Source organism: Streptomyces odontotermitis, assembly GCF_050510915.1.
Lineage (GTDB): Bacteria > Actinomycetota > Actinomycetes > Streptomycetales > Streptomycetaceae > Streptomyces.
Map to the genome: position 1 here is coordinate 120,284 of NZ_JBNJLS010000002.1, position 23,267 is coordinate 143,550.

The following is a 23,267-nucleotide window of genomic DNA, read 5'->3' on the forward strand; positions in this document are numbered from 1 at the left end:
CGCTCCCGCGGACCTGCGCCGACTGGGACGTCCAACTCGCCGTCTTCCCTGACCGGGCGGCCGGGCAAGAAGATCACGTACGGCGGTCTCGGAGCTGGTCACCGCACTCGCTCGGCTTCGCGACGACCTCTGGGTCCGGCTGCTGCCGTTTCACATGGCTCCGCCCGTTGTCAAGGACTCCTCGCCGCATGAGGAGGCCGGGCGAGAGAACCGGTGTTCTCATGCATGCGGCGGTCTCCACGAAAGGGAGGCCGCCGCATGTCACGCCGTACGGCGTGGGGTGTGCCGTCTACTTCTTGTCGGCGTCATCGCGCGGGTTGTAGAGGGTGGCTTCGATCCGTTTGGTCTTCTCGGTGATGCGGTACGGCCCGGACACGCGCTTCTCGGGCAACCTGTATCCCTCGGGGACGGCCGTCTCGTAGAGGTAGTACATGCCGTTGGGGACCGTGAAACGGCACTCACCGCGCAGGTCGGTCGCGCAGCCGGAACCGACCTGGGTGTCGCGGCGCGTGCCGGTCCGCTGCAGGCCCGGGCGCCCGTTGGTCTCCCGCCAGATCTGGAAGACCGCGCCGGGCAGGGCCTTGCGGGTCTCGGCGTCCTTCTTGAGCAGGACGATCCGGCCCGGCTTCGGCGGGACAGGCTGGTTCTCCGCAGTGGCGGACACACCCGCGCCCGCGTTTTCTCGGGTCAGGACCAGGGGGCCGAAGACGGCCGGCCTGGGCAGCCTGTACCTGCTCGGCGCCTTGGTCTCCTGCCAGTAGTAGGTGCCCAGTGGCACCGAGACCGTGATGAGGCCCTTGCCGTCGGTGGTGCGGGTGGCGCCGACCTTGGTGTCGGCCGTACCGGTCCGCTGCAGTCCGGCGGTGCCATTGGTCTCGCGCCACAGCTGGAAGTCCGCGCCCGCGAGCGGCTTCTTCGTCTTGGCGTCGACCTTGAGCACCCGTACCGAACCGGAGACCCGCGTTTCCAGGGGCTCGTCCTCGGCGGTGACCTCGACGCCCCCGCGGTAGTTGTCGACGTCCAGCTCCAGGGGGCCGAAGATCGCGGGGTCGGGCAGCCGGTATCCGACCGGGGCCTTGGTCTCCTGCCAGTAATAGGTGCCCAAGGGCTGGCGGACCGCCTTGGCGAGGCCGTCGGCGCCCGTGGTGATGACGCCGTTGACCTTGGTGTCGGGGGTGTCCCCGCCGGTCTGGAGGTCGTCTTCGCCGTTGGTCTCGCGCCACAGCTGGAACTCGGCCCCGGCGACCGGCCTCGTGCTCTTCGCGTCCACCTTCAGGACCCGCACCTCGCCGAAGGGGATGGGCGGATCCTCGGCCGTCGTCTGGACGCCCTTGCGGTAGTTGTCGAAGTCGAGTTCCAGGGGGCCGAAGACCGCGGGGTCGGGCAGCTGGTATCCGGCCGGGGCCTTGGTCTCCTGCCAGTAGTACGTGCCCAAGGGCTGGCGGACCCTCTTGGCGAGGCCGTCGGCGCCCGTGGTGATGGCGGCGCTGACCTTGGTGTCGGGGGTGTCCCCGCCGGTCTGGAGGTCGTCTTCGCCGTTGGTCTCGCGCCACAGCTGGAACTCGGCCCCGGCGACCGGCTTCTTGGTGTCCGCGTCCACCTTCAGGATCCGCACCTCGCCGTCCGGCTGGTTGTATCCGAAGTCGTAGGTGTGGTTGTCCTGGCCCGCGCTGCCGGTGGTGATGGTGTGCTCGGGATACTCACCGCCGGCCGGGACCTTGCCGTCGCTGTCGATGAAGTCGTTGCTGCCGGCGTCGTTCTGGGTGACGGCCCAGCGGTAGAGCGGTCCGCCCTCCGCGTAGTCGTCGGGGTTGTCGATCTTGATCGTGTACTTGGTGTTGAACTTCAGGCCGTCCTTGACGCTGTCGAAGTAGTACTCGCCACGGCTGGTGGTCGTCGTGGTGGCGACGACAGCGCCGTCCTCGTCGTACAGGTTGACCGTCACGCCCGGAACCGGCTTCTCACCCGGGTCCTGGATACCGTCCTTGTCCACGTCGTACCAGACACGGTTGCCGATCTGGATCGGCGCCTCGTCGCACAGAACCTCCAGGTCGGCCATCGCGCCGCCCTTGCCGAAGCTGCTGTTCTGCACGTTGCCCAGGCCCGGTGCCGCGCCGCCGCCCACCCGGTTCACGAAGAGCGTGCCGCTGACGTAGGTGGTTTCGATCGGGTCGATGCCGGAGGAGGCGATGGTGTCCTCGACCTTGGACAGCGCCACACCGGCGAACGCGGCCTCCCGGTGCCAGGTGGTCCGCCGGTCGCCGGGGTAGAACTCCTTGATCCCGGCGACCGTGGAGTTGTTGGTGCAGCCACCGTTGCCGTCCATCACGAACTTGCCGTCCGCACCCGGGCACGCCCGGTTCAGATCACCGCCCGACATGGCCCGGACGAGGAAGGACCCGGTCGCGTCCCGGTGCGTGATGTCCATGCCCGACTGGTCGGCGAAGCGGTCCCTGAAGCCCAGGATCAGGTCTCCGTCGGTGTCCACGATGATGTCGGCGAGCACCGGCTGCGGGTAGCCGATGCGCCCTCCCCTGCAGGTCTTGGTGCCGTCCTGCTTGTTGCGCCAGTCATCCGACCACGGGTACCAGGTGCTGCCCCCGCAGCCGCCAGTGGCGATGGTGTCGGTGGTCTCACGGGGAAAGTGCAGCGGCTGGTCCATCACGGTGCCGGTGAACGCGCCGCCCGCCGGGTCGAACGTCTTGATGACCGCTCGCATGTCGCCCTGCTTCTGGCTCGACTCGCCCGAGCAGACACCGCCGACGTAGACGACGCCGTCCTGGACGCCAAGGCCGAAGGGGCGCCAGTCACCGGCAGCCGCACACCCCGGGTCGGGAATCGGGTACGACGCCTTGGGGGCGGCCGCGGTGGGCTGGGTGGCGTCGTAGCGGTAGAGCTTGCGGTCCTTCAGATTGACTGTGTACAGGTCCTTGCCGTCCTCGGACACCTCCACGTCGCCCAGCGACTCCTTGGTGACCGCCGGGTTGAACCCGAGGTCCATGTCGGTGTCCATCTGGTGCGGGGTGGTGCCGGCGCCGGGGACGGTCGTGAACGGGGCGGTGTCCCCGCTTTCCGGGTCGGTCACATAGATCGCACCCTGCCCGCCGGGGCCGTAGGCGGAGCCGCGCCGCGCCATCGCGCCCGAGAAGATCCGCTTCTTCTGCTTGCTGTAGCCGATGCCGTACACCGCGCCCGTGGTGGCCTTGTCCGACAGGTCCGTCGTCTGATTCCTGTTCCCGCGCGCGTTGTACGGGAACTTGATGAGGGTTCGTGTGTCGCTGTCCGCCGGACCGCCCTTGTGGTCCTTGCGGAAGCAGGCGGTGACCAGCGTGGCGTTCTTCTGGCAGTAATCCGCCGGGTTCCAGAACGCCGTGGTGACCTCGGCGTCGTGGCCGCCCGAGAGATCGACGAACTCCTCGGTGCTGGACAGATACTCCGGGTCGCCGCCCAGCAGGCCCTCGCGCGAGGCGTGCGCCGAGTACAGCACGCCCGGCTTGGGGTTCATCACCTGGACGCGGTACTTATGGCCCTTGAGCGCCGTGGAGGCCGGCGAGAGGGTGACGGTGCCGTCCGTCCCGGTCGTCCCGGAGATGGTGGTGCCCGCGTCGTCGGTGAGGTTCACCTTCACCTTTCTCATACCGGGCTCAAGGACACGGTCCCAACGGCCGTTCGCGTTGACCTCGCGGACCACTCTGATCTTGACGCTGCCGTCACCGGCCTCGGCAGCCCGCGCCACCGGTGCGGCGCCCATGACCACGCCGGAAGCCAGCAGGGGCAACACCACGCCGAGGGCGCCGGCGCGCAAGGGCATCTGTCTGCTGCGCGAGGCAGCAGGAAGGGCCGTCATCAAAATGTCTCCTGTTCGGGGATACAGGCGGGCGGCTCGCTCCACATGCATGTGGAGTGCTCAGGTTCCTGATTACCCGTCAGATATGTGCGGGGTTCGTTCAGGAGTCGATAAGCACTCACCGAGAGGAGCCTTTTCCTCTGTTCGGCGGCGTTTCCGCGCCACCCGCCACGCTGTACCGCTTAACGCCCAGGTCAATGAGGTGCGGTCAGCCACGGCAGCCATCGCCAGGACCCCTGAGACAACCCCGACAGGCCCCTGACTTCCCCCTGAGATGTGTCAGAACAGTGCAGGCACGCCGTGGAACGGGCCCTGAACTGCGGTCATGGGCAGGACGGCCGCCACCCGTGCACATCGCGTGCACTTCCTGGAGGGCGCGGTGAACCGCGGTGGCACCGCCCAGCGCGAGGGACCTGAACCCTTCGTCCGCTCGGACGGCGACGCAGCCATCACCCGCTGCGCCCTCGTCGACAGCGCGAAGAAGCGGGCGGCTGCCGAGTTGTCAGGCTCGTACGGCAAGTTCGCACAGAGCCAGTCCCACTGCAGGGGCTGCACCACCCTCAAGCCGCCGGGCAGCACCGTCTATCCGATGGCCGACTGGCGGCTCCCCCGGCCGCGCACCGGGCTTCGTGGGTCACACCGCCTCACCCGTGTCCCGCAGGCTCAGGGCCAGGTCGTTGGTGACGGTGAAGAAGGGTTTGGCGCGCGTCTCGCCGCGCACTTCGTGCGGCAGCAGGACAGCAGGGACGACATCGGTCTTCTTGCGGTCGACGATGTCGCCACCGATGCGACCGATCGGAATAGGTGGATTGGTAGGCCCTATCTGGAGGCGCAGGTCCCACAAGTCGTGAGGGTTGCTCCGCCGCGCGAGGGCCCGTGAGTAGGGCAGCCTGAAGGTGAAGTGCTGAGGGCCCTCGGCGAATTGAGTGACGGGGACCGCGAAATCGTATGCCTCTCCCTGTCGCGAGACCGCGACCACCGTCGCAGCGCCCAGAGAGCCAGGGGCTCGGGCCGAGAAGAGCCGTGCGGTGACAGTGGCATGGTCGTCACCGACCAAGACGCTTTCCACTTCCGCGTGTGCGGCGCGCTGCCAGGTACGAAGGGCCAGGAACCCGTCGGTGGTGACATAAGGAAGCCATGCTTTCACCTCACCGTCGGCCATGACGGGGGCCCGGCCGACACTGCGCGACCGTTCTGCCAGCGCACCTACGATGCGCGCCTTCTTGCCCGCCGTCCCGGCTGCGCCCACCACGTAACAGTCCCATCGCCCCTCCACCAGGGCATGCTCGGTCGCACTGAGCGTGATGTGGATGTCGTCCGCATGAGGCGCGGTATCGCTGTCGGGGAGGGGAACACGGATGTGTCGGCCCTTGGGGTCACGGCGCAGGCGGGCCAGGAATTCGAGACGTCCAGGCGGCAGGGACGACCGGTCAAGGCGAATACTGATGCCGCCGTCGGCAGCGGCACGGGCGAAGGCGAGGGGGCGCGCGCCGGGCTTCTGTTCAGGAGACAGCGCCGGTGCGGCCGACGGCTCGCTCGACTCGGTGGCCCTGCCCGGAAGTGCGGACCGAAGGCGACTCCACAGGAGGCCGGGGCGCGTGGCCTTCGCCCAGCGGCGGCGACGTGGGGCGGCGCATTCCTCGAACAAGGTCTCGTAGCGCCGGGCGATGGCCGCAGGTGCGTAGGCCATGGCCCGCTGACGCCCAGCGGCGCCCATACGCGCGCGGAGCGACGCGTCGGCCATGAGCCGATCAAGGGCTACGGCATATCCGTCCACCCCGTCTTCCAGGGGCACCAGAACGCCGTTGGTGTCATCGATGATTTCCGCGGGCCCGTGGGGGCAGTTGGTTGCGACCACAGGGACACCGCAGTGCATGGCCTCGACCATGGTCATGCCGAAGGACTCCATGTCGGAGGAGACGGCGGCGATGGCCCCCTTGGCCCACTCGGTCTCGATCGGGGCGACCGGCCCCATGAGGGATACGCGGTCGTACAGGCCGAGTTCGTCGATCTGGCGTCGCAGCTTGGGCCGCTCCGCGCCACGTCCGTAGAGGCGCAGTGTCCAGGTGGGGTGAACGTGAGCGACTTTCGCGAAGGCGTCGATCAGTCGGTCATAACGCTTGACGCCGGTGAGGCGGCCCGCAGCGACGATGATGTCGGAACTGTGGTCGGAGGGTTCAACAGCGGGCTCGGGCACGCTGTTTGGAATGCACAGGATCCGGCTCGGCACGTCAGGCAGAGCCTGACGGTACTGCGCGGCGTCGGCTTCGGACACGGTCACGAACGCGTCCAGGCGCGCGACCGCCGCATTCTGATGCGCGCGCAGGATGGGGTTGTGCGCGTCCAGACTCAGGTGTTCCTGCCCGATGCGCAGGTAGCGGTCCTGGCCGTCACGGGCAAGGTAGCCGTTGAGGTCGGGGCGGGTGGCGATCACCACGTCGGCGTCGGTCTCGCGCAGCCACTGGCCGATGCGCTCGTCCTGGAGCGCCGTGTAGGGCAGGCGTGCGGAGATCGCTGCGGCACCGGTGTCGGGGAACATCGTGCACGGCCTGCGGGTCAGCGGGTGATCGCCCTCGTAGGTGGGGCTGTCCTCGCGCATGTCGATCAGCGAGGTCAGCCGTATCCGCTCGTCGAAGGAGAGGTCGGGTTCATCCTTCAGCCGGTGAACGCTCACGACTTCGACGTCGTGCCTTGCCACCAGCGCGCGGGACAGGTTCGCGGTGGCGCGGATCGTGCCGCCGATGCCATAGGCATTGTTGATCAGGAAAGCAATTTTCATTCGGGTGCCACGCAAGGAGATTTCTTAACTGTTCTTGTGCTTAAGTTCTTTCGCTTCGGACAACGTGAAAGCGCATCGTCCGTGCAGGCATGCCACAGGAGAGCAGATCAATTCACGCGGTCTCGTATCCGGGTTACGCCGCGGTACTGCGAGTGCATGCTCAAGATCCGGCTCAAGGACCGCGGCGCCGCGAGATTCGTGAGCAGTGTCCAGCACTACTCCCCGCACGCGGCCTGAGGTTTCCTCGGTGGGAGAGAACCTCAGGCCGCACGCTCAGGACCTCCGGGTCGGGCGGGCTGCTACTCCGCCGCCAGCCGCAGGAGGTGGGCCATCATCCGGTGCAGCGTCTCGACATACGTCCGGTACTCCTCCTTGAGTTGCACGTCCCGGTCCGTCGGCGCGGGAACCGCGGCCAGGGTGTCCCGGAGAGTGCCGACCTGGCATGCGAGGGCTTCCAATTTCGGGATGTCGTGGGCGCATAGCTCGCCGCTGTCGACACGTTCCGCATACCCCGCCACATGGGTATCGAGCGAAAGCAACTCGGAACCCCATTCCTGGAATTCCTTGGTCTGTGGGCGGCTGGGATAAGGCATGGCACGGAAGATACTGAAGGCGCGCTTGTACTCAAGCGTGCCGTGCCATCTCATACATGAACTCCCGAAATATCTAGAACCGCTGGTGGAACGTCGCAGCCCGAAGGACCTCGTGACAGGCATGGCCGAGCGCCCGCGGAAAAGGGAGCACCCGGTCCGGACGCACTTCTGAGGACCGCTCACGGGCGTCAACTCGGTTGCCTGTGCGGGCGGGTGGGCATCTGAAGGCACTCGCGCCGTCGATAGCAGAACGGATTACGTCTGCGTACGGAGGTGCCTTCTACATACCCCACCCCTAAGAACTGGCAACCGAGAAAAGCCCTCAAAAAGTATGAACCGCCTTAGAAACATATGAGGCGAAGGTGAGGAAATCCAGGCGTCAAAATGCGCTAACTGCCTATATAGGTCATAGCTACTGTGGGGTGACGCACGGTTGTGCCGCCGGAGATCTCGATCATGCAACGACCGCAGTTGCAAACGTGCAGTGCGAGAGTCATGGAGGGTGAGCCGGAGCTGATGGTGGCTCAACTGTTCAGCTGGGCCCGCAGCCACGCATCGACCTCGCCCCCATGCGCGACCACCATGGCGCGTGCCGTGTCCGCGGCACGGCACCATGAGGACGCGGAAGAAGCGAGTGCGCTCGAAGGTGTCCTCTTCCTGATAGTCACGCCAAGCCGGCGCGCGGAACGTCCGTGACGACGGGCCCTCCAAGAATCACCGCCACCGTGTCGTTGCCTGCAGCGAAAGCGAGGTCGCGAGGGATGACCTCCTCGGGGTCGCCCGGCGTCTGAATGGCAACCAAGTACTCACCGAGGCACGCCAGTTGATCGGCTGTGATCCGGATGTGGGCAGCGCCGGTCGGCGCGCGGCCGGACGAGTTGAACCCCGATCTGCCGCAACCGGCCGATTCCACCGCCGCCGTCAACACCAGTCGCACACCGCCCGCGGCTACTTCGGCGGCCCCCACACGTCAGCTACACCGTCGGACGAGACCCTCGGGTATAGCTCCTGGCTCGACACACGCTGAGAGTGTGGTGGGGGACGTAGCGCGGATGGAGCCGTAACCCCTCTCTTCCAATGGATCGGATCTGATCAGTACTCAGCATCCATGCCTGCTCTGGGAGCATCGGCCCCATTGCAACTGGCTCGAACCAGGGCCGCCAACTGCCTCGGCCGACTCGCGCCGACCCTCAGCTCACGACGCAACGACTCAGCCGACACCGGGCGCTGGTGCAACTCGCGATGCCGAGCATCCACTTGACGGGCCCGCACTAGCAATGGATCACTGCCGAAATCCCGCTCACCGCCACCAGCCCCACCACGGTCTTCCTGACATTTGGCGGTGCCCCCCGTCCCTGACACCGGCCGGTGGGCCAGCAACTCGACGGCAAGCAGAAGAGCGACCGGCGGCCACCCCGCCACCAAAACTGACCTCCAGGCGAGCTCCGGTGCAGCGGCGATGTTGGCCGCCAGGGACGCGGCAATGCCCAGCAGGAAACTCAGCCACATCATGACATTGGTCCGTCGCCCACGGCTTCCGCCTGGATGCTTCAGCAGACCCGCCGTCGCCAAGAGAAGCAGCCCGTCGACCGACAACGGCCACAACGTAGCGCTCACCGGATCCGCCCCGCCCTGCCGGGCGAACTCACGCTGATGCACATACGACGCGTACGCCGCCACAGCTGCGACGACCACGCCGCCGATTCGGCGGATCCACAGGTCGGATGCCGACGTGCGGTGCGGTTGAACTTGCGCGGCGCCCCCGGGAAACGCGCCCGTCACAGCCACCCCCTCCCCCGCGCTGCTCGGTGCGCGCCGACGGCCCAGGGCAGGTGATCCGGCAGCCAGGCCAGTGCACATCCCGTGCACACTTGCGCGGGAATTCCCGGGAACTTCCAGGCAGATGCGGGAAGTACGACCAGACCGGTGTTCTCCGCGCCAGAAGGGATGCCCAGGTCAGTGAGGTGCGGCCAGCCACGGCAGTCATCGCCAGGACCCCTGAGACAACCCCGACAGGCCCCTGACTTCCCCCTGAGATGTGTCAGGTTTCTTTGACAGGGCCCGCGCGGGAGCTGTCAGCTATTCATGACAGGTAAGCGAACGGGAGCGGGCAGGAGGCTGCGGCGACGTGACTGAAGAGATGGTGACGGTGGCCGCCGGGGGCGCCGAAGACCTGGTGGGGGCCGTCGGGGCGGGCGGGTTCTTCCTGCTGTCGATCGTGGTCGTGTGGCAGATCGCCGCCACCTGGCGGGCCCGGCTGCTCGCGGCACGCGAGGAGCAGTACAAGAAGCTCGCCCTGAAGTACGCGCAACTCCTGGAGGACAACGTGGAGTTGCACCGGCGCTCGGTCGAGGACCTGAAGCAGACCCGCGAGGAGCTGGCACGAACCCGGCACTCTGTGGGCGCGATGGAGAAGATGATGCGGGAGATCGACTAGGGGCTGCCCGGTGGGTCACACTCGGCCAGGCCCCGATCACGCGGCCGGAACCTCTCCCCTGAACTCGTCCGGCAAGGCTCTTGCCCCTGGCTCATGCCTGCGGTGAAGTGGTCCTGGTGGGAGCGGGAGAAAACGGGACGGAGGGAGGAGGCGGGGCCGACGTGTCCGACGCCAGAATCCTCATCGTCGACGACCACGAGGACAACCTCTTCGCCCTGGAGAGCACCCTCGCGCCGCTCGGCTGCCGCATGGAGCGGGCGAGCAGCGGCGACCAGGCCCTCAAGGCGGTGCTCCGGGGCGGACTGCAGCTCGTCCTGCTCGACGTGGTGATGCCCCAGGTCAGCGGCTTGGACGTGGTGCGCTACATGAACCGTCTGGAGCAGACCCAGGACATCCCGGTCGTCTTGCTCACCGGTCTCGGCCATGACATCGGCCTGGCCGCGACCGCCTACGACCTCGGCGTGGCCGACTTCATCGTGAAGCCGATCGACCCGTGGCTGCTGCGCACGAAGGTCCGCTATCTGCTGCGCGTCCAGGAGCGACTGCGCTGTCTGGAGGGCCAGTTGCTCGCCCTGCGCTCGGACGCCGCCGCGCAGCACGAGCACCACGTGCCCGAACAGCGCCCCCGCGCGCGCCGCCCCCGGCGCCCGGAGGAGACACCGACGTAAGCGGTGTGAGTGGCGGCCGCCGCCGGGGGAGAACCCACCGCCGACGACGGCCGCGGGCGCGTAGCCGCGGTTCCCCTTCACGCGGCCCTCGCGCACACCGTCCCCTCCGGCACTCGAGGCTGCGGGAGTGCCCCGATGACCAGGCCGGGAGGACGAAGGGCCGGAGCCGTGCCGTCGGCGTATGCACGACTCCGGCCGCCCGGAAAGCGGGCTGCCTCGTCGGCCCGGGGTCCGGGGGCCACGTCCGCGTCCCGCGCGTGCCCCGCGCGGGATCGCGTCAACTGCGTTTGCTGTCAGCTACGTTCACTACGGTCCTGTGTTCGAAGCGTACGGCCTGGCGGGAGCGGGTGAAAGACCGTGTGTTCCGGCCACGGCGGCCTGTGCCCGCCGCTCCGTGGCCGGACGGTAGCCTCGCGCTCATGTTCGTTATGGAATTGACCTACACCGCACCCGTCGAGCGCGTGGACGCCGCGCTCGCCGCCCATGTCGCCTGGCTCGACGAGCTCTACGCGAACGGGACCGTCCTCGCCTCCGGCCGCAAGAACCCCCGCGACGGCGGGATCATCCTGGCCGTCGGGGACGACCGCGCGGCCATCGAGAAGATCGCCGCGGGCGACCCCTTCGTGACCGCCGGGGTCTGCGAGTACCGCATCACGGAGTTCATCGCGACGAAGACCGCCCCCGAACTGGCCGGGTACCGGCAGCAGTTGCCCGCGTAGGGGCGCCCTCGGCGGAGGCGGGGCGGGGTCAGCGCGTACCGTCGGCCTCCAGGCGCGCGACCCGGCCCTTCTCGCCGGCCGCCCAGCAGCCCCGCCCACGCGGGCCCGCGCAGTCGGCCGTGTCGTACGAGCCGGTGTCGACGGTCCGCCAGGTGCGGCCGCCGTCGGCGGTGACGTCCGTACCGGTCGGTCCGACCGCGAGGGCCGTGGCCCGGGTGCCGGGGAGCCAGACGACGCCGGAGCGGTAGGCGGGCGGGGGGTGCGCGGCCGTGTGCCAGGTGCGGCCGCCGTCCCGGCTCAGCGCCGCCGCGTCCGGGGACGCCTGGTCGGGCCGGTAGTCGCCGCCGACCGCGAGCCCCTGCACGGCGCGGCCCCGCTCGCGGAAGGCGAGGGCGAAGACGCCGCGAGCCGGGTCGCCCGCCGGGATCGGCGCTTTCGCGGCGCTCCAGGTCAGCCCCCGGTCGGCGGAGTGCAGCACGCGCGCGTGCGCGGCTCCCCCGGTGGCCAGCCAGACGTCACGCGGTCCGGAGCTGACCAGGCACTGGCCGCTCGCCGCGAAGCTCGCCTCGCCCTCCTGCGCGGCCGGCATGCCCTTGTTCGGCAGCACCTTCCAGGAGCGGCCGCCGTCCGCGGTGGCCAGGATGCGGTACTTGCCGTCGACGGGATCGCTCATCGCCAGGCCGTGGCGGCGGTCGAAGAAGGTCATGCAGTCGTAGAACGCCTTCGGGTCGGCGTTGCGGAAGGACTCCGTCCAGGTCTTGCCGCCGTCCGCCGTGCGGTAGATCCGGGACGCCTCGCCCTCGCCGATCGACAGCGCCACCGCATGGCGCGCGTCGTACGCCTCGATGTCGCGGAATTCCACGTTCGAGGCACCCGGGGGCGACACATCACGCCAGTTGGTGCCGCCGTCCGTGGTCCGCAGGACCGTGCCCTTCGTCCCGGCGAGCCACGCCGTGGAGCGGCCCACCGCGGCCAGCCCCCGGAAGCGGGCGTCGGTACCGGTCTTCTTGAGGGCCCAGTGCGCCCCGTGGTGTCCGTGGGCGGACCCCTGGTGTTCCTGGCCGGCCCCCCGCGCCTCCCCCGGCCCACCGGCCGCGCCAGGCGCCGCCTGCGCGGGGAGCGCCGCCGCGAGGGCCACCGCCCCGAACGCCGCCGCCCACAGTCCCACCCGTACCTTGCGTCGCGTCTTCCCCATGCCCCTCATGGCGCGCGAAGCTAGCCCACCCGGCGGGCCGCGTCCAGATGGCCGGATGGCACCCGGGCGCGAACCGTCCGGCCCCTGGCGGCGTCTGTCGGTATGTGCCCGGGGGGAGGGTGCGGCAGCACTGTTTCACCATCGGTGACACAGGTCACTCGGTTCTCGCGTGCACGGATTCCGCTTTTCCTACGTCTATGAAAGTGCCAGGTCCAGCCGTCACCTAAGGGAGCAGGCGTTGTCCACCGTCATTGAGCAAGCCGTTGAGGCCCGCCTGGTCGCCGCCGCGCCACGGATGCCCACCATTCCCGCGACCCTGCACTACGCGCAGTCGGACCCGTACGCGGTCCGCATGAGCTTCCCCGCTCCCGCCACCCTCGAGGGCATCGAGGTGTACTGGACCTTCGCCCGCGAACTGCTCGTCCACGGGGTGGAGCAGCCGGTCGGCGACGGGGACGTGCGCGTGCGCCCGTACGGATTCGACCGCACGGTCGTGGAGTTCCACGCCCCCGAGGGCACGGCCATCGTGCACATCCGCACCGGCGACCTGCGCCGCTTCCTGCACCGCACCCTGGCCCTCGTTCCGGGGGGCCAGGAGCATCTGCACGTGGACCTGGACGGGCACCTGGCCGACCTGATGCGGGACGCGTGCTGAGGCACGCCCGGACGACGACCGCGCACGACCGCTGAGGCACGCCCGGACCACGACCGCGCACGACCGCTGAGGCACGGCTGACACACGGCACCCGCCGCGGGGGGTCAGCCGCCCCCTCCGCCGCCGGAGTCCCGAGCCGCCGACCGCGCCGCAAGTGCCCGCTTCAGCGCCTTGCGCAGATTCGCCAGCGCCTCCGGCAGCCCGGCCCGCTCCGCACCCGCGCGGGCGGCGAGCTCCTCGAGCCGCTCCTTGTACCGCCAGTGGTCCAGGCCCCGCACGAGCGTCCGGATCGCTCCCGTGGACGCGATGACCACGAGTGCCGCGTCGTCCACCGGCACCGCGTCGACCCCTTCGGAGCCCCCTTCGGACCGGCGCAGGACGGCGAGCGCCTCCCCCTGCAGCAGTTCCACGTAGCCCGCCCGCTCCAGCTCGTGGCGGCGCCCGGGGAAGACGCCGAGCCGCTTCACTCGGACCACCCGCAGATATCCCCCGGCCACCAGGCCGTCGCGGACCGCCTCCAGCGTCGCCCTGGACCGATGGGTCATCCAGGGCCGCCATCCCTTCGGGCGTGACTCCTCGATGAGCTCCATCAGCTCGTCGAGCACCGGGTCTCCCGTGCGGGCGCCGAGGACCGGAGTGACGATGCCGTTCACCTCCGCTATGAAGCCGCGCTGGGCGAGCTCCGCGAGAGCGCAGGCGCGCACCACCACGTCGAGGTCCATGCTCGCGCTGACCCTCCCCTTCGCCGGGTTCGCGGCGAGCAGATAGAGCCGCGCGGGCAGCGAGAGCGAGCCGTAGGGCATGGAACCTCCTGCGTGGGCCGGTGGTCAGGACCGGCGGCCACACTATTGCGTTGACGGCGGCGGCCGGTCCCCCCTACGCTGTACAGCGGTTCTGTTGCCGTCGATAGGAGAAGGACGTTGCTCGTCTGAGGTCAGTGGACACCGCGTTGCGCAGCCCTCTTCGCTGCGTGCGTTGCGTGTGACCTCGGCATTCGAGCCGTCCCCCGGCGCAGGGCCTTCTTTCTTTTCCCGGATCCTCCGGCCCCTGCCCGCGGTGTCCCCACGCGTTGCCCTTGATCGCACCGACGCAACCGCGAGGCCCGTATGTCTACCCACCCCACCTCTCTCTCCTGCACGTCGCTCGACTTCTCCTGGCCGGACGGCACCCCTGTCTTCGAGGGGCTGCAGGTCGCCTTCGGCCCCGGCAGGACCGGTCTCATCGGTGTCAACGGCTCAGGGAAGTCAACCCTGTTGAAGCTGCTCGCCGGGGAGCTCGTGCCCGCCGAGGGCGCCGTGAAGGCCATGGGCGAGGTCGGCCATCTGCCGCAGAACGTCACGCTCGACACGGCCGTACGCGTGGACGAGGCGCTCGGCATCGCCGGGGCCCGCGCCGCGCTGCACGCCATCGAGGCGGGCGACGCGAGCGAGGCGAACTTCACCGCCGTCGGCGACGACTGGGACGTCGAGGAGCGCGCGCTCGCGACCCTCGGCGAACTCGGCCTCGGCGCCCTGGACCTGGACCGCACCATCGGCGAGGTCTCGGGCGGCGAGTCGGTGCTGCTCCGCCTGGCCGCGCTGCTGCTGCGGCGGCCCGACGTGCTCCTGCTCGACGAGCCGACCAACAACCTCGACCTGTACGCGCGCCGGCACCTGTACGCCGCCGTCGAAGCCTTCCCGGGCATCCTGGTCGTGGTCAGCCACGACCGTGAACTCCTGGACCGGGTCGACCACATCGCCGATCTCCGCGACGGCGAGGTCACCTGGTACGGCGGGAACTTCTCCGCGTACGAGGAGGTGCTCGCCGCCGAACAGGAGGCGGCCGAGCGGATGGTGCGGGTCGCCGAGTCCGATCTGAAGAAGCAGAAGCGCGAACTGGCCGATGCCCAGGTCAAGTTGGCCCGCCGCAAGCGGTACGGCCAGAAGATGTGGGACCAGAAGCGCGAGCCGAAGATCGTCATGGGTGCCCGCAAGCGGGCCGCCCAGGAGTCGGCGGGCAAGCACCGCATCATGCACCAGGAGAAGCTCGCCGAGGCGAAGGAGCGATTGGACGACGCCGTCGAGGCGGTGCGGGACGACGACGAGATCCGCGTCGACCTGCCGCACACGCTGGTCCACCCGGGCCGCCACGTGCTCACCCTCAGGGAGCTCTCGCTGCGCTACGGGGCGCGCGTGGACGGCGAGTTCTGGCTGCGCGGACCCGAGCGGGTCGCGCTGATCGGCCGCAACGGAGCGGGCAAGACGACGCTCCTGCGCACCATCGCGGGCGAGCTCGAACCGGTCGAGGGCGTGGCCGAGGCACATGTGCCCCTGCGGTTCCTGCCGCAGCGGCTCGATGTGCTCGACCCGGAGCTGACCGTCGCCGAGAACGTGGCGCGGTTCGCCCCCGAGGCCACCTACAACCGGATCCGGGCGCGCCTGGCCCGCTTCCTGTTCAAGGGGGCGCGGGCCGACCAGCGGGCCGGGACCCTGTCGGGCGGCGAGCGGTTCCGCGCGGCGCTGGCGGCGCTGCTGCTCGCGGAGCCCGCGCCGCAGCTGCTCATGCTCGACGAGCCGACGAACAACCTCGACATGGCCAGCGTGAAGCAGCTGTCGTCCGCCCTGGAGTCCTACGAGGGCGCACTGATCGTGGCCAGCCACGACATGCCGTTCCTGGAGTCCATCGGCATCACGCGGTGGCTGCTGCTCGACGGGGAGGTGAAGGAGATCAGCCAGGAGGAGACGAGGGAGATCACTCGGTAAAACACGACAGAAGCTGTCTGGTATGCCGGTTAGCTTCGCGTGTATGCACCAGGACATCCATGGATACATCACCCTCGCCGGAGCCCGGGAGAACAACCTCCAAGAAGTGAGCCTGCGCATCCCGAAGGGCCGTCTCACGGTCTTCACCGGGGTGTCGGGCTCGGGGAAGTCGTCGGTCGTCTTCGACACGATCGCGGTCGAGTCGCAGCGCCAGCTCAACGAGACGTTCACGTGGTTCGTGCGCAACAGGCTGCCCAAGTACGAGCGGCCGCACGCGGACGCCATCGAGGACCTGGCGCCCGCGATCGTCGTCGACCAGAAGCCGATCGGCGGCCACTCCCGCTCCACGGTCGGCACGATGACCGACATCTACGGAGTGATCCGGGTGCTGTTCTCGCGGTACGGAACGCCGAGCGCGGGCGGGGCGACGGCGTACTCGTTCAACGACCCGAGCGGCATGTGCCCGGAGTGCGACGGGCTCGGCAGGACGGTCCGGCCCGACTACGACCGCATCCTCGACCCCGCCAGGTCCCTGGCGGACGGCGCGATCCTGTTCCCGCCGTTCGCCGCGGGGACCTGGCAGGGCCAGACGTACACCAACACCACCGACCTGGACACCCACAAGCCGGTGGGTGAATTCACCGCCGCGGAGCGGGAGTTCCTGCTCCGCGGCGGCGGAAGGGGAAAGGCGGCCGGCAAGGTCAACGTCGACAACACCGGCGGCTCCCGGGACATCGACTACGAGGGGCTCGCCGACCGCTTCGAGCGGCTCTACCTCAACCGCGACCTGTCGACGCTCGCGCAGAGGACCCGGGACATGGTGCACGGCTTCCTGGTGGAGGGCCGCTGCCCGGCGTGCGGGGGCGCGCGCCTGAACGCCGCCGCGCTCGCCGCGCGCATCGACGGGCTCGGCATCGCCGACCACTCGCGGATGGAGGTCACCGACCTCATCCGGGTGCTCGGGCGGATCGACGACCCGGTGGCGGGCCCGATCGCGGCCGCCGCCGTGACCGCTCTCGAACGCATCGAGGCCATCGGGCTCGGCTATCTCAGCCTGGACCGGGAGACGTCCACGCTCTCCGGCGGCGAGGGCCAACGGCTCAAGATGGTGCGGCACCTGGGCTCCAGCCTGACCGGCATGACGTACATCTTCGACGAGCCGAGCGTCGGGCTGCACCCGCGCGACGTGGGCCGCCTGAACGACCTGCTGCTGCGCCTGCGCGACAAGGGCAACACCGTGCTGGTCGTCGAGCACGACCCGGATGTGATCGCGGTGGCCGACCACGTCGTGGACATGGGTCCGGCGGCGGGCGCGGGCGGCGGGCACGTCGTCTTCGAGGGCACGCCGGACGAGCTGCGCGGCGCGGACACGCTCACCGGGCGCGGGCTGCGGCGCACCACGGGCGTCAAGGCCCGCCCGCGCGAGGCCACCGGCGGCCGCTGGGTGAAGGGCGCGGATCTGCACAACCTCAAGGAGGTGAGCGTCCGGGTGCCGACCGGCGTGCTCACGGCGGTGACGGGCGTCGCGGGCTCCGGCAAGAGCACCCTCGTGTCCCGCGCCTTCGTCGGGGCCCACCCGGACGCGGTGGTGGTCGACCAGTCGTCGATCGGCATCTCGGGCCGGTCCACCCCGGCGACGTATCTCGGAATCATGGACACCGTGCGGAAGGTGTTCGCGAAGGAGACCGGCACGCGGGCGGGGCTGTTCAGCTTCAACTCCCATGGCGCGTGCGAGCGTTGCCAGGGGCGCGGGATCATCTACAGCGACCTGGCGTTCATGGACCCGGTCACCACGACCTGCGAGGCGTGCGAGGGCCGCCGCTTCAAGGAGGAGGTGCGCGCGCTGACCGTGCGCGGGCGCTCCGTCGTGGACGTCCTGGAGATGACGGCCGGGCAGGCGCTCGACTTCTTCGCCGAGCTGGGCGACGCGTCCGTACGGCGGCGGCTGCGCGCGCTGCGGGACGTGGGCCTGACGTACCTCACGCTCGGCCAGCCCCTGAGCACCCTCTCCGGCGGCGAGCGCCAGCGCATCAAGCTCGCCACCCAACTGCACCGCACGGGCGCGACGTACGTCCTGGACGAGCCGACCACGGGGCTGCACATGACGGACGTGGACGGGCTGCTCGCGATGCTGGACCGGCTGGTCGACGCGGGCAACACGGTGCTCGTCGTCGAGCACAACCTGGAGGTCGTCAAGCACGCGGACTGGGTGATCGACCTGGGTCCGGAGGGCGGCAGGGACGGCGGCCGGATCGTGTTCGAGGGGACCCCGGCCCAACTGGCCGAGGCGGAGGGCTCGTTCACGGCGGAGCATCTACGGCGCGATCTCGGCCGGGGCACGGCGCGCGCCGCGTGACCGGGGCGTCGCGCTCCGCATGAAGCGCGGGCCGACGGGGTACGGGCGTGCCCGTACGCCCCGCTCCTCCCCTCGCTCACATCGCCCCCATCGCCCCCGTCGAGACGGAGACCGCCCGTGCCCAGTCAGAAGGCCCTCGTCCGCCGCCCGGGACCCCGTCTCCCCGAGGGCCTGGTGACCCACCTCGAACGCACTCCCGTCGACGTCGGCCGGGCGTTCACCCAATGGGAGGGTTACGTCGGGGCGTTGCGGGCGCACGGCTGGGAGACCGTCGAGGTGGAGCCCGCCGACGACTGCCCGGACGCCGTGTTCGTGGAGGACGCGGTGGTGATGTTCCGGAACGTGGCGCTCATCGCCCGCTCCGGCGCCGAACCCCGGCGGGGCGAGGCGGCGGCGGTGGAGGAGACCGTGGGCCGTCTCGGCTGCTCGGTCAACTGGATCTGGGAGCCCGGGACGCTGGACGGCGGCGACGTCCTGAAGATCGGCGACACCCTGTACGTCGGGCAGGGCGGCCGGACGAACGGCGCCGGGATCCGCCAGCTCCGCGCCGTCTTCGAGCCGCTCGGCGCCCGGATCGTGACCGTACCCGTGAGTACGGTCCTGCACCTGAAGTCGGCGGTGACGGCGCTGCCGGACGGGACGGTGATCGGCTACGCACCCCTCGTCGACGCCCCGTCCCTGTTCCCCCGCTTCCTGCCGGTCCCGGAGGAGGCGGGCTCGCACGTGGTGCTGCTCGGCGGCGGCCGGCTGCTGCTCTCGGCGAGCGCGCCGAAGAGCGCGGAGCTGTTCGCGGACCTCGGATATGAGCCGGTTGTGGTGGACATCGGCGAGTTCGAGAAGCTCGAAGGCTGTGTGACCTGTCTCTCAGTCCGGCTCAGAGAGCTCTACGTGTGACCGGGACCCTTTATCGGGGGCTTAACCTACGGCAACGTAACCTACGTGGCCGTAGGTAAGCCGTGCGTACCCGCTCGTGCGCGCGGCGGCGCTCCTGCGCCTGCCGAGCAAGAACTCCCGTCCCCCTGGAGCCCCCGTGACGATCACCTCCGCCCATCTCTCCGCCGCGGACAGCTGGACCGACGCCCGGTTGCTGTACGCGCTGGAAGAAGTGGTCGAGAAGGAGCTCAACCGGCATCTGAAGATCGCCAAGGACTGGATGCCGCACGAGTACGTTCCGTTCTCCGACGCCCGTAACTTCCCCGGCCAGTTCGAGGACGGTGTCGCCTGGGAGAAGGAGCAGTCCCAGGTCACCGAGATCGGCCGGGTCGCCCTCGTCGTCAACCTCCTGACCGAGGACAACCTGCCCAGCTACCACCACGAGATCGCCACGCTCTTCGGGCGCGACGGCGCCTGGGGCACGTGGGTGCACCGCTGGACGGCCGAGGAGGGCCGCCACGGCATCGTGATGCGCGACTACCTGCTCGCCTCGCGCGCGGTCGACCCCGACAAGCTCGAAGCCTTCCGCATGTCGCACATGAGCGAGGGCTTCGAGTCGGACAACCGCCACTCGATGCTGCACTCGATCGCGTACGTCGCCTTCCAGGAGCTCGCGACCCGCATCTCGCACCGCAACACCGGTCACCAGTCGGGCGACCCCGTCTGCGACCGGATGCTGGCGCGCATCGCGACCGACGAGAACCTGCACATGGTCTTCTACCGGAACCTCCTGAAGTCCGCCTTCGAGCTCGCGCCCGACCTCACGATGCAGGCCGTGCGCGACGTGGTCGTCGACTTCCGCATGCCGGGCCACGGCATACCGGGATTCGAGCGGGCGGCGGCGCAGATGGCGATCGGCGAGGTCTACAACCTCCGCATCCACCACGACGACGTGCTGCAGCCGGTTCTCCGCTTCCTGAAGGTCATGGAGATCGACGGCCTGGGTCCCGAGGGGCGGCAGGCCCAGGAGGAACTCGGCCTCTTCATGGGTGGCTTGGACGCCGAGGCGTCGAAGTTCGACGAGCGTCTCGCGGCGCGGAAGGCGCGGATGGCCGCGCGCAAGGCGTAGAGCGCAGCCCTTTCCCCGGCCCCGCCCCTTCTCGGAGGGGTGGGGCTGTCGCCTTGTCGAGGGGGCGGGGCTGCCGCCTTGTCGAGGGGGGCGGGGCGGCTGGATTCGAACCAGCGTGTTCCGGTTTTGGAGACCGGCGCGCCTGCCTCTGCGCTACGGCCCCGCCCTTGCCGCAGACCCTAACCGGTCGGTCCTGGCCGGTCGTTGCCGGCCGGTCGTTGCCGACCGGTCTTTCCTGGCCGCTCAGCGGTGGACGCTGCGCACGGCCGCCACGTCCGCGGGGACCGCCGGAGCCGGGACGTCCGCGCTGAAGGCGGCCAGGCGGCGCTTGATGCTGGCCGCGACGCCCTGCCCGAGCACGAACCGGGTGGGTGTGACGGCCCGTTCCGCCGTGTCGAGGAGCCGGTGCGCCCCGCGACTGCGCAGGCCGGTGTGCGTGAGGACCAGGTGCGCCAGGCGGTGCTCACCGGCGGCGAGCGCCTCGGCGACGGCGGCGGCCGCCCCCGCGTCGACGTGGTTGTCGCGGGCGCCGAGCACCTGGGCGGCGCGGACCCGCCCCAGGTCGAGGAGTTCGGCCCCCGCCGCCGTGGCGGCCTGGGTGAGGCGGGCGGCGGCGCGCGGCCCGATGCCGTTGCTCGCGACGGAGAGGCGGCCGAGCGCGGCGTGCGGCGCACGCGCCAGCCCCTCGGCGAGCAGCAGCGCCCCGCCGTCCCCCAACTGCGCCGCCGATACGTAGAGTTCGGACACCGCGCCCGCGGCGATCAGCTCCGCGAGCGGCGCGGCCCCGGCCACGCCGAGCGGGTTGCCGCCGAGGAAGAGCCGCTCCACGCGCCGCCCGCCGTCGGCGGCGGCGAGCAGCGCGTCGGCGAGGACGGCGAGCCCGGCCGCGTCGAGGCCCGTCTGGACGAGGTCGAGCGTGCGCAACGTCCGTGCGGCGTCGACGAGTCGGGCCGCCGCCCGGCCGCCGTCCGCGCCCAAGGGGTTGCGCTTGAGCCAGACGCCGGTGACAACCTGCGGGGAGGCCCGCAGCTGGTCCGCGATGCGGCAGGCGCCGCCCGCCGTGATGTTGTTGCAGCCGAGGTAGAGCGTCTCGACGCCCCGCACGCCGGTGACCGCGGCGGCGCCCTCGTCGCCGAGGGCGTCGGTGCCGAGCAGCAAGTGCCGTACGGCGAAGTGCTCTTCGGGCTTCCTCCGCCCTGATTCAGGCCCCTGCCCCGCGTCAGGACCACGCCCCGCGCCATGCCCCCGCCCCGCGTCACGCTCCCGCCCCGCGTCACGGAGCGCGGCGGCGACCCGCGCGGCCCCCTCCGCGCCGAGGGCCTGCTTGCACAGGTCGAGCCGCCCGTCCGGCAGGGCGGTGCCCGCGGTGAAGTCGAGCCGCTCCCCCACCGGCCGGCCCCCGCGCAGCCAGTCGAGCAGCGGCTCCAGGTCGGCACCCGGGCGGGGCACGACGCGGGGCACCCCGGCGAAGCCCCCGCCCTGCGGCGATCCATCGTTCACCACGCCGCCTCCCGATAGTCCTTGAGGAACACTCCCGACACCGGCGCCCCCGCCTCGCCCCGCACGATCGGGTCGTACACGCGGGCCGCGCCGTCCACGACGTCGAGGGGGGTGCGGAAGCCCGCCCGCGCGATCCGGTCGCGCCTTGGCTCCGGGTTCTCGTCGGTGATCCAGCCCGTGTCGACGGCGCACATGTGGACCCCCTGTGCGGCGAGTTCGGCGGCGCTGGTGCGGGTCAGCATGTTCAGGGCGGCCTTGGCCATGTTCGTGTGCGGGTGTCCGGCCGTCTTGTTGCGCACCGCGAAGCGGCCCTCCACGGCGGTCACGTTCACGACGTAGCGGCGGGGGTGCGGGGACGCCAGCAGGAGCGGGAGGAGGCGGTCGCAGAGCAGTGCGGGGGCGAGCGCGTTGACGAGCTGGGTCTCCAGGACCTCCGCCGGGTCGAGCTCGCCGAGCCGGGCCGACCAGGAGTTCCGCGGTGCGGGGTCGGGCAGCAGGCCCGCCTCGTCGGCCTCGCGCAGGACGAGGGCGAGCGCTCCCTGGTGGGCGGCGGGTGCCGTGCCCGTGAGCTCGGCCATGGGGCGGAAGCCCGGCGCGCCGCGCGCCCCGGCGGGCAGTTCGCGTGCCTCTCCGGAGGCCAGGAGCGCATAGGACTCGGGCGGCCGTCGCACCGTCTGCGCCGCGTTGTTCACGAGAATGTCCAGCGGTTCGCCCGAGCTCCTCAACTCGGCGCACAAGCCGAGGACTTGGCGGGGGTCGCGCAGGTCCACCGCCAGGATCGTCAGGCGGTGCAGCCAGCGCTCGCTGCCCGGCTCCGCGCGGAAGCGGCGCAGCGTGTCGTGCGGGAAGCGGCTGGTCACGAGGAGCTCCGCGCCGTCGCGCAGCATCATCAGGGCGAGCTGGAAGCCGATCTTGACGCGGCCGCCGGTGAGCAGGGCTCGGCGCCCGGTGAGGTCGGTCGTCAGGGCGCGCATGGCACGGTTGTCGCTCGCACAGTCGGGACAGAGCCGGTGGTAGAAGGCGTCGACCTGTCGATAGGAGGACTTGCAGACATAGCAGGGGCGGGGGCGGCGGAACTCGCGCCCGGGTGGGGCTCCGGGCCCGCTCCCGGCTCCGCCTCCGCGCTCGCCGTCGATGCTCGCCCCCGACGTCGGGGGCGGCGTCGGGGGCGGCACCTGAAGCGGCGCGTCCGGGCGGCGGTCGTGCGCTCCCGTCGCGGTCGCGGCCATCACCGCCGCGTCGGCCGCCGACAGTTCGGCTCCCCGCGCCTTGCGCCGTCGCAGACGCCCGTCCCGGGCGAAGGACGCGGCGACCTGCTCGGCGCGCAGCCGCACGGGGTCGTCGACGGGCAGCGCCCGCAAGGCGCCGACGGTGCGGTGGAAGGCGGCGAGCTCCTCGTCGGTGACACGGCCGGTGTGTACGGCCCCATCGGGCACGGCGGCCCCGGCGCCCGCGTCGGCCTTCGAGCCCGCGCCACCTTCGACGCCCGCGTCGTCCCGCAAGCCCGCCCCGGACTCGACGGCCGCCCCCGCCTCGACTCGCACGCCGGCCCTCTCGACTCCTCCGGCCCTGCCCGACTCGCCGATCCCGCCCATGAGTTACCCGTACGTCCCCGTGTTCCGACTTCTCCGTGCCCAGCGCGCCCGCGCCCCGCACGCTCCGTGGTCCCGACCGGATTCGAACCGGCGTATCCGCCCTGGCAAGGCGGCGAGTCTGCCTCTGCTCTACGGGACACCCACACGCACCACGAGGGCGCGCCCCCGGATCGTATACGT

17 protein-coding genes and 2 tRNA genes are annotated in these 23,267 nt (G+C 70.5%); 8 read left to right on the forward strand and 11 right to left on the reverse strand.

The features are described 5' to 3' along the window. Window positions 1-289: 289 nt before the first annotated feature. The 5 genes from ACQB60_RS06705 to ACQB60_RS06725 form a co-directional block, all read right to left on the reverse strand. Window positions 290-3,847 (reverse strand): SpaA isopeptide-forming pilin-related protein, encoded by a 3,558-nt coding sequence (locus ACQB60_RS06705; RefSeq protein ID WP_496924894.1) that lies wholly within the window; start codon window positions 3,845-3,847, stop codon window positions 290-292. Window positions 3,848-4,481: 634 nt separating this feature from the next. Then, window positions 4,482-6,626 (reverse strand): glycosyltransferase, encoded by a 2,145-nt coding sequence (locus ACQB60_RS06710; protein ID WP_496925622.1) that lies wholly within the window; start codon window positions 6,624-6,626, stop codon window positions 4,482-4,484. 299 nt (window positions 6,627-6,925) lie between these two features. Next, entirely contained in the window at window positions 6,926-7,273 is a 348-nt protein-coding gene (locus tag ACQB60_RS06715; protein ID WP_496924895.1) for a hypothetical protein, read from the reverse strand. A gap of 610 nt (window positions 7,274-7,883) precedes the next feature. Next, the gene (locus ACQB60_RS06720; protein ID WP_496924896.1) at window positions 7,884-8,156 is read right to left on the reverse strand and encodes a hypothetical protein; all 273 of its coding nucleotides are present in this window, start codon (window positions 8,154-8,156) and stop codon (window positions 7,884-7,886) included. A 155-nt stretch (window positions 8,157-8,311) separates the two neighbouring features. Next, window positions 8,312-9,079, reverse strand: coding sequence for a DUF2637 domain-containing protein (locus ACQB60_RS06725; RefSeq protein ID WP_496924897.1), 768 nt, complete (start codon window positions 9,077-9,079; stop codon window positions 8,312-8,314). Between the two features lie 268 nt (window positions 9,080-9,347). Between ACQB60_RS06725 and ACQB60_RS06730 the strand changes: the two genes are divergently transcribed. From ACQB60_RS06730 to ACQB60_RS06740, 3 genes are all read left to right on the forward strand, one after another. Further along, entirely contained in the window at window positions 9,348-9,656 is a 309-nt protein-coding gene (locus tag ACQB60_RS06730) for a hypothetical protein (protein ID WP_384830652.1), read from the forward strand. A 161-nt stretch (window positions 9,657-9,817) separates the two neighbouring features. Beyond that, a complete protein-coding gene (locus ACQB60_RS06735) occupies window positions 9,818-10,324 on the forward strand; it encodes a response regulator (RefSeq protein WP_496924898.1) in 507 nt (168 codons plus the stop codon). 419 nt (window positions 10,325-10,743) lie between these two features. Next, a complete protein-coding gene (locus tag ACQB60_RS06740; protein WP_496924899.1) occupies window positions 10,744-11,043 on the forward strand; it encodes a YciI family protein in 300 nt (99 codons plus the stop codon). A 28-nt stretch (window positions 11,044-11,071) separates the two neighbouring features. On the opposite strand, the gene ACQB60_RS06745 is transcribed toward ACQB60_RS06740, so the two are convergent. After that, a complete protein-coding gene (locus ACQB60_RS06745) occupies window positions 11,072-12,247 on the reverse strand; it encodes a WD40/YVTN/BNR-like repeat-containing protein (RefSeq protein ID WP_496924900.1) in 1,176 nt (391 codons plus the stop codon). Window positions 12,248-12,476: 229 nt separating this feature from the next. Here ACQB60_RS06745 and ssgD point away from each other — a divergent pair, with 229 nt between their 5' ends. Next, on the forward strand, window positions 12,477-12,893 hold the full coding sequence (gene ssgD, locus ACQB60_RS06750; protein WP_496924901.1) for a spore wall synthesis regulator SsgD: 417 nt from the start codon (window positions 12,477-12,479) through the stop codon (window positions 12,891-12,893). Window positions 12,894-12,997: 104 nt separating this feature from the next. On the opposite strand, the gene ACQB60_RS06755 is transcribed toward ssgD, so the two are convergent. After that, a complete protein-coding gene (locus tag ACQB60_RS06755) occupies window positions 12,998-13,696 on the reverse strand; it encodes a GOLPH3/VPS74 family protein (protein ID WP_496924902.1) in 699 nt (232 codons plus the stop codon). A 303-nt stretch (window positions 13,697-13,999) separates the two neighbouring features. Here ACQB60_RS06755 and ACQB60_RS06760 point away from each other — a divergent pair, with 303 nt between their 5' ends. The 4 genes from ACQB60_RS06760 to ACQB60_RS06775 all read left to right on the forward strand — a co-directional run bounded on the left by ACQB60_RS06760 (window position 14,000) and on the right by ACQB60_RS06775 (window position 19,992). Next, window positions 14,000-15,634: an ABC-F family ATP-binding cassette domain-containing protein gene (locus ACQB60_RS06760; protein WP_496924903.1), complete on the forward strand. Its 1,635-nt coding sequence runs from the start codon at window positions 14,000-14,002 to the stop codon at window positions 15,632-15,634. 43 nt (window positions 15,635-15,677) lie between these two features. Further along, entirely contained in the window at window positions 15,678-17,990 is a 2,313-nt protein-coding gene (locus ACQB60_RS06765; RefSeq protein ID WP_496924904.1) for an ATP-binding cassette domain-containing protein, read from the forward strand. Window positions 17,991-18,107: 117 nt separating this feature from the next. Further along, window positions 18,108-18,884: a dimethylargininase gene (gene ddaH / locus ACQB60_RS06770; protein WP_496924905.1), complete on the forward strand. Its 777-nt coding sequence runs from the start codon at window positions 18,108-18,110 to the stop codon at window positions 18,882-18,884. Window positions 18,885-19,020: 136 nt separating this feature from the next. Next, window positions 19,021-19,992, forward strand: coding sequence for an acyl-ACP desaturase (locus ACQB60_RS06775; RefSeq protein ID WP_496924906.1), 972 nt, complete (start codon window positions 19,021-19,023; stop codon window positions 19,990-19,992). Between the two features lie 89 nt (window positions 19,993-20,081). Here the strand turns inward: ACQB60_RS06775 and ACQB60_RS06780 are convergent. From ACQB60_RS06780 to ACQB60_RS06795, 4 genes are all read right to left on the reverse strand, one after another. Continuing rightward, window positions 20,082-20,157: transfer RNA gene (locus tag ACQB60_RS06780), tRNA-Trp, on the reverse strand. Between the two features lie 78 nt (window positions 20,158-20,235). After that, on the reverse strand, window positions 20,236-21,492 hold the full coding sequence (locus tag ACQB60_RS06785) for a leucine-rich repeat domain-containing protein (protein ID WP_496924907.1): 1,257 nt from the start codon (window positions 21,490-21,492) through the stop codon (window positions 20,236-20,238). After that, the gene (locus ACQB60_RS06790) at window positions 21,489-22,928 is read right to left on the reverse strand and encodes an SDR family oxidoreductase (protein WP_496925623.1); all 1,440 of its coding nucleotides are present in this window, start codon (window positions 22,926-22,928) and stop codon (window positions 21,489-21,491) included. Before ACQB60_RS06790 ends, ACQB60_RS06785 begins: the two co-directional genes overlap by 4 nt. Window positions 22,929-23,154: 226 nt before the next feature. Then, window positions 23,155-23,225 (reverse strand) — tRNA-Gly (locus tag ACQB60_RS06795). Window positions 23,226-23,267: the final 42 nt, after the last annotated feature.

Bases quoted from the DNA above. Each gene is read 5' to 3' on its own strand.
- ACQB60_RS06725 (WP_496924897.1), bottom strand. From the start codon at position 9,079: ATGTGCACTGGCCTGGCTGCCGGATCACCTGCCCTGGGCCGTCGGCGC.
- ACQB60_RS06745 (WP_496924900.1), bottom strand. From the start codon at position 12,247: ATGAGGGGCATGGGGAAGACGCGACGCAAGGTACGGGTGGGACTGTGG.
- ACQB60_RS06710 (WP_496925622.1), bottom strand. From the start codon at position 6,626: ATGAAAATTGCTTTCCTGATCAACAATGCCTATGGCATCGGCGGCACG.
- ACQB60_RS06760 (WP_496924903.1), top strand. From the start codon at position 14,000: ATGTCTACCCACCCCACCTCTCTCTCCTGCACGTCGCTCGACTTCTCC.
- ACQB60_RS06765 (WP_496924904.1), top strand. From the start codon at position 15,678: ATGCACCAGGACATCCATGGATACATCACCCTCGCCGGAGCCCGGGAG.
- ACQB60_RS06740 (WP_496924899.1), top strand. From the start codon at position 10,744: ATGTTCGTTATGGAATTGACCTACACCGCACCCGTCGAGCGCGTGGAC.
- ACQB60_RS06715 (WP_496924895.1), bottom strand. From the start codon at position 7,273: ATGAGATGGCACGGCACGCTTGAGTACAAGCGCGCCTTCAGTATCTTC.
- ACQB60_RS06755 (WP_496924902.1), bottom strand. From the start codon at position 13,696: ATGCCCTACGGCTCGCTCTCGCTGCCCGCGCGGCTCTATCTGCTCGCC.
- ACQB60_RS06705 (WP_496924894.1), bottom strand. From the start codon at position 3,847: ATGACGGCCCTTCCTGCTGCCTCGCGCAGCAGACAGATGCCCTTGCGC.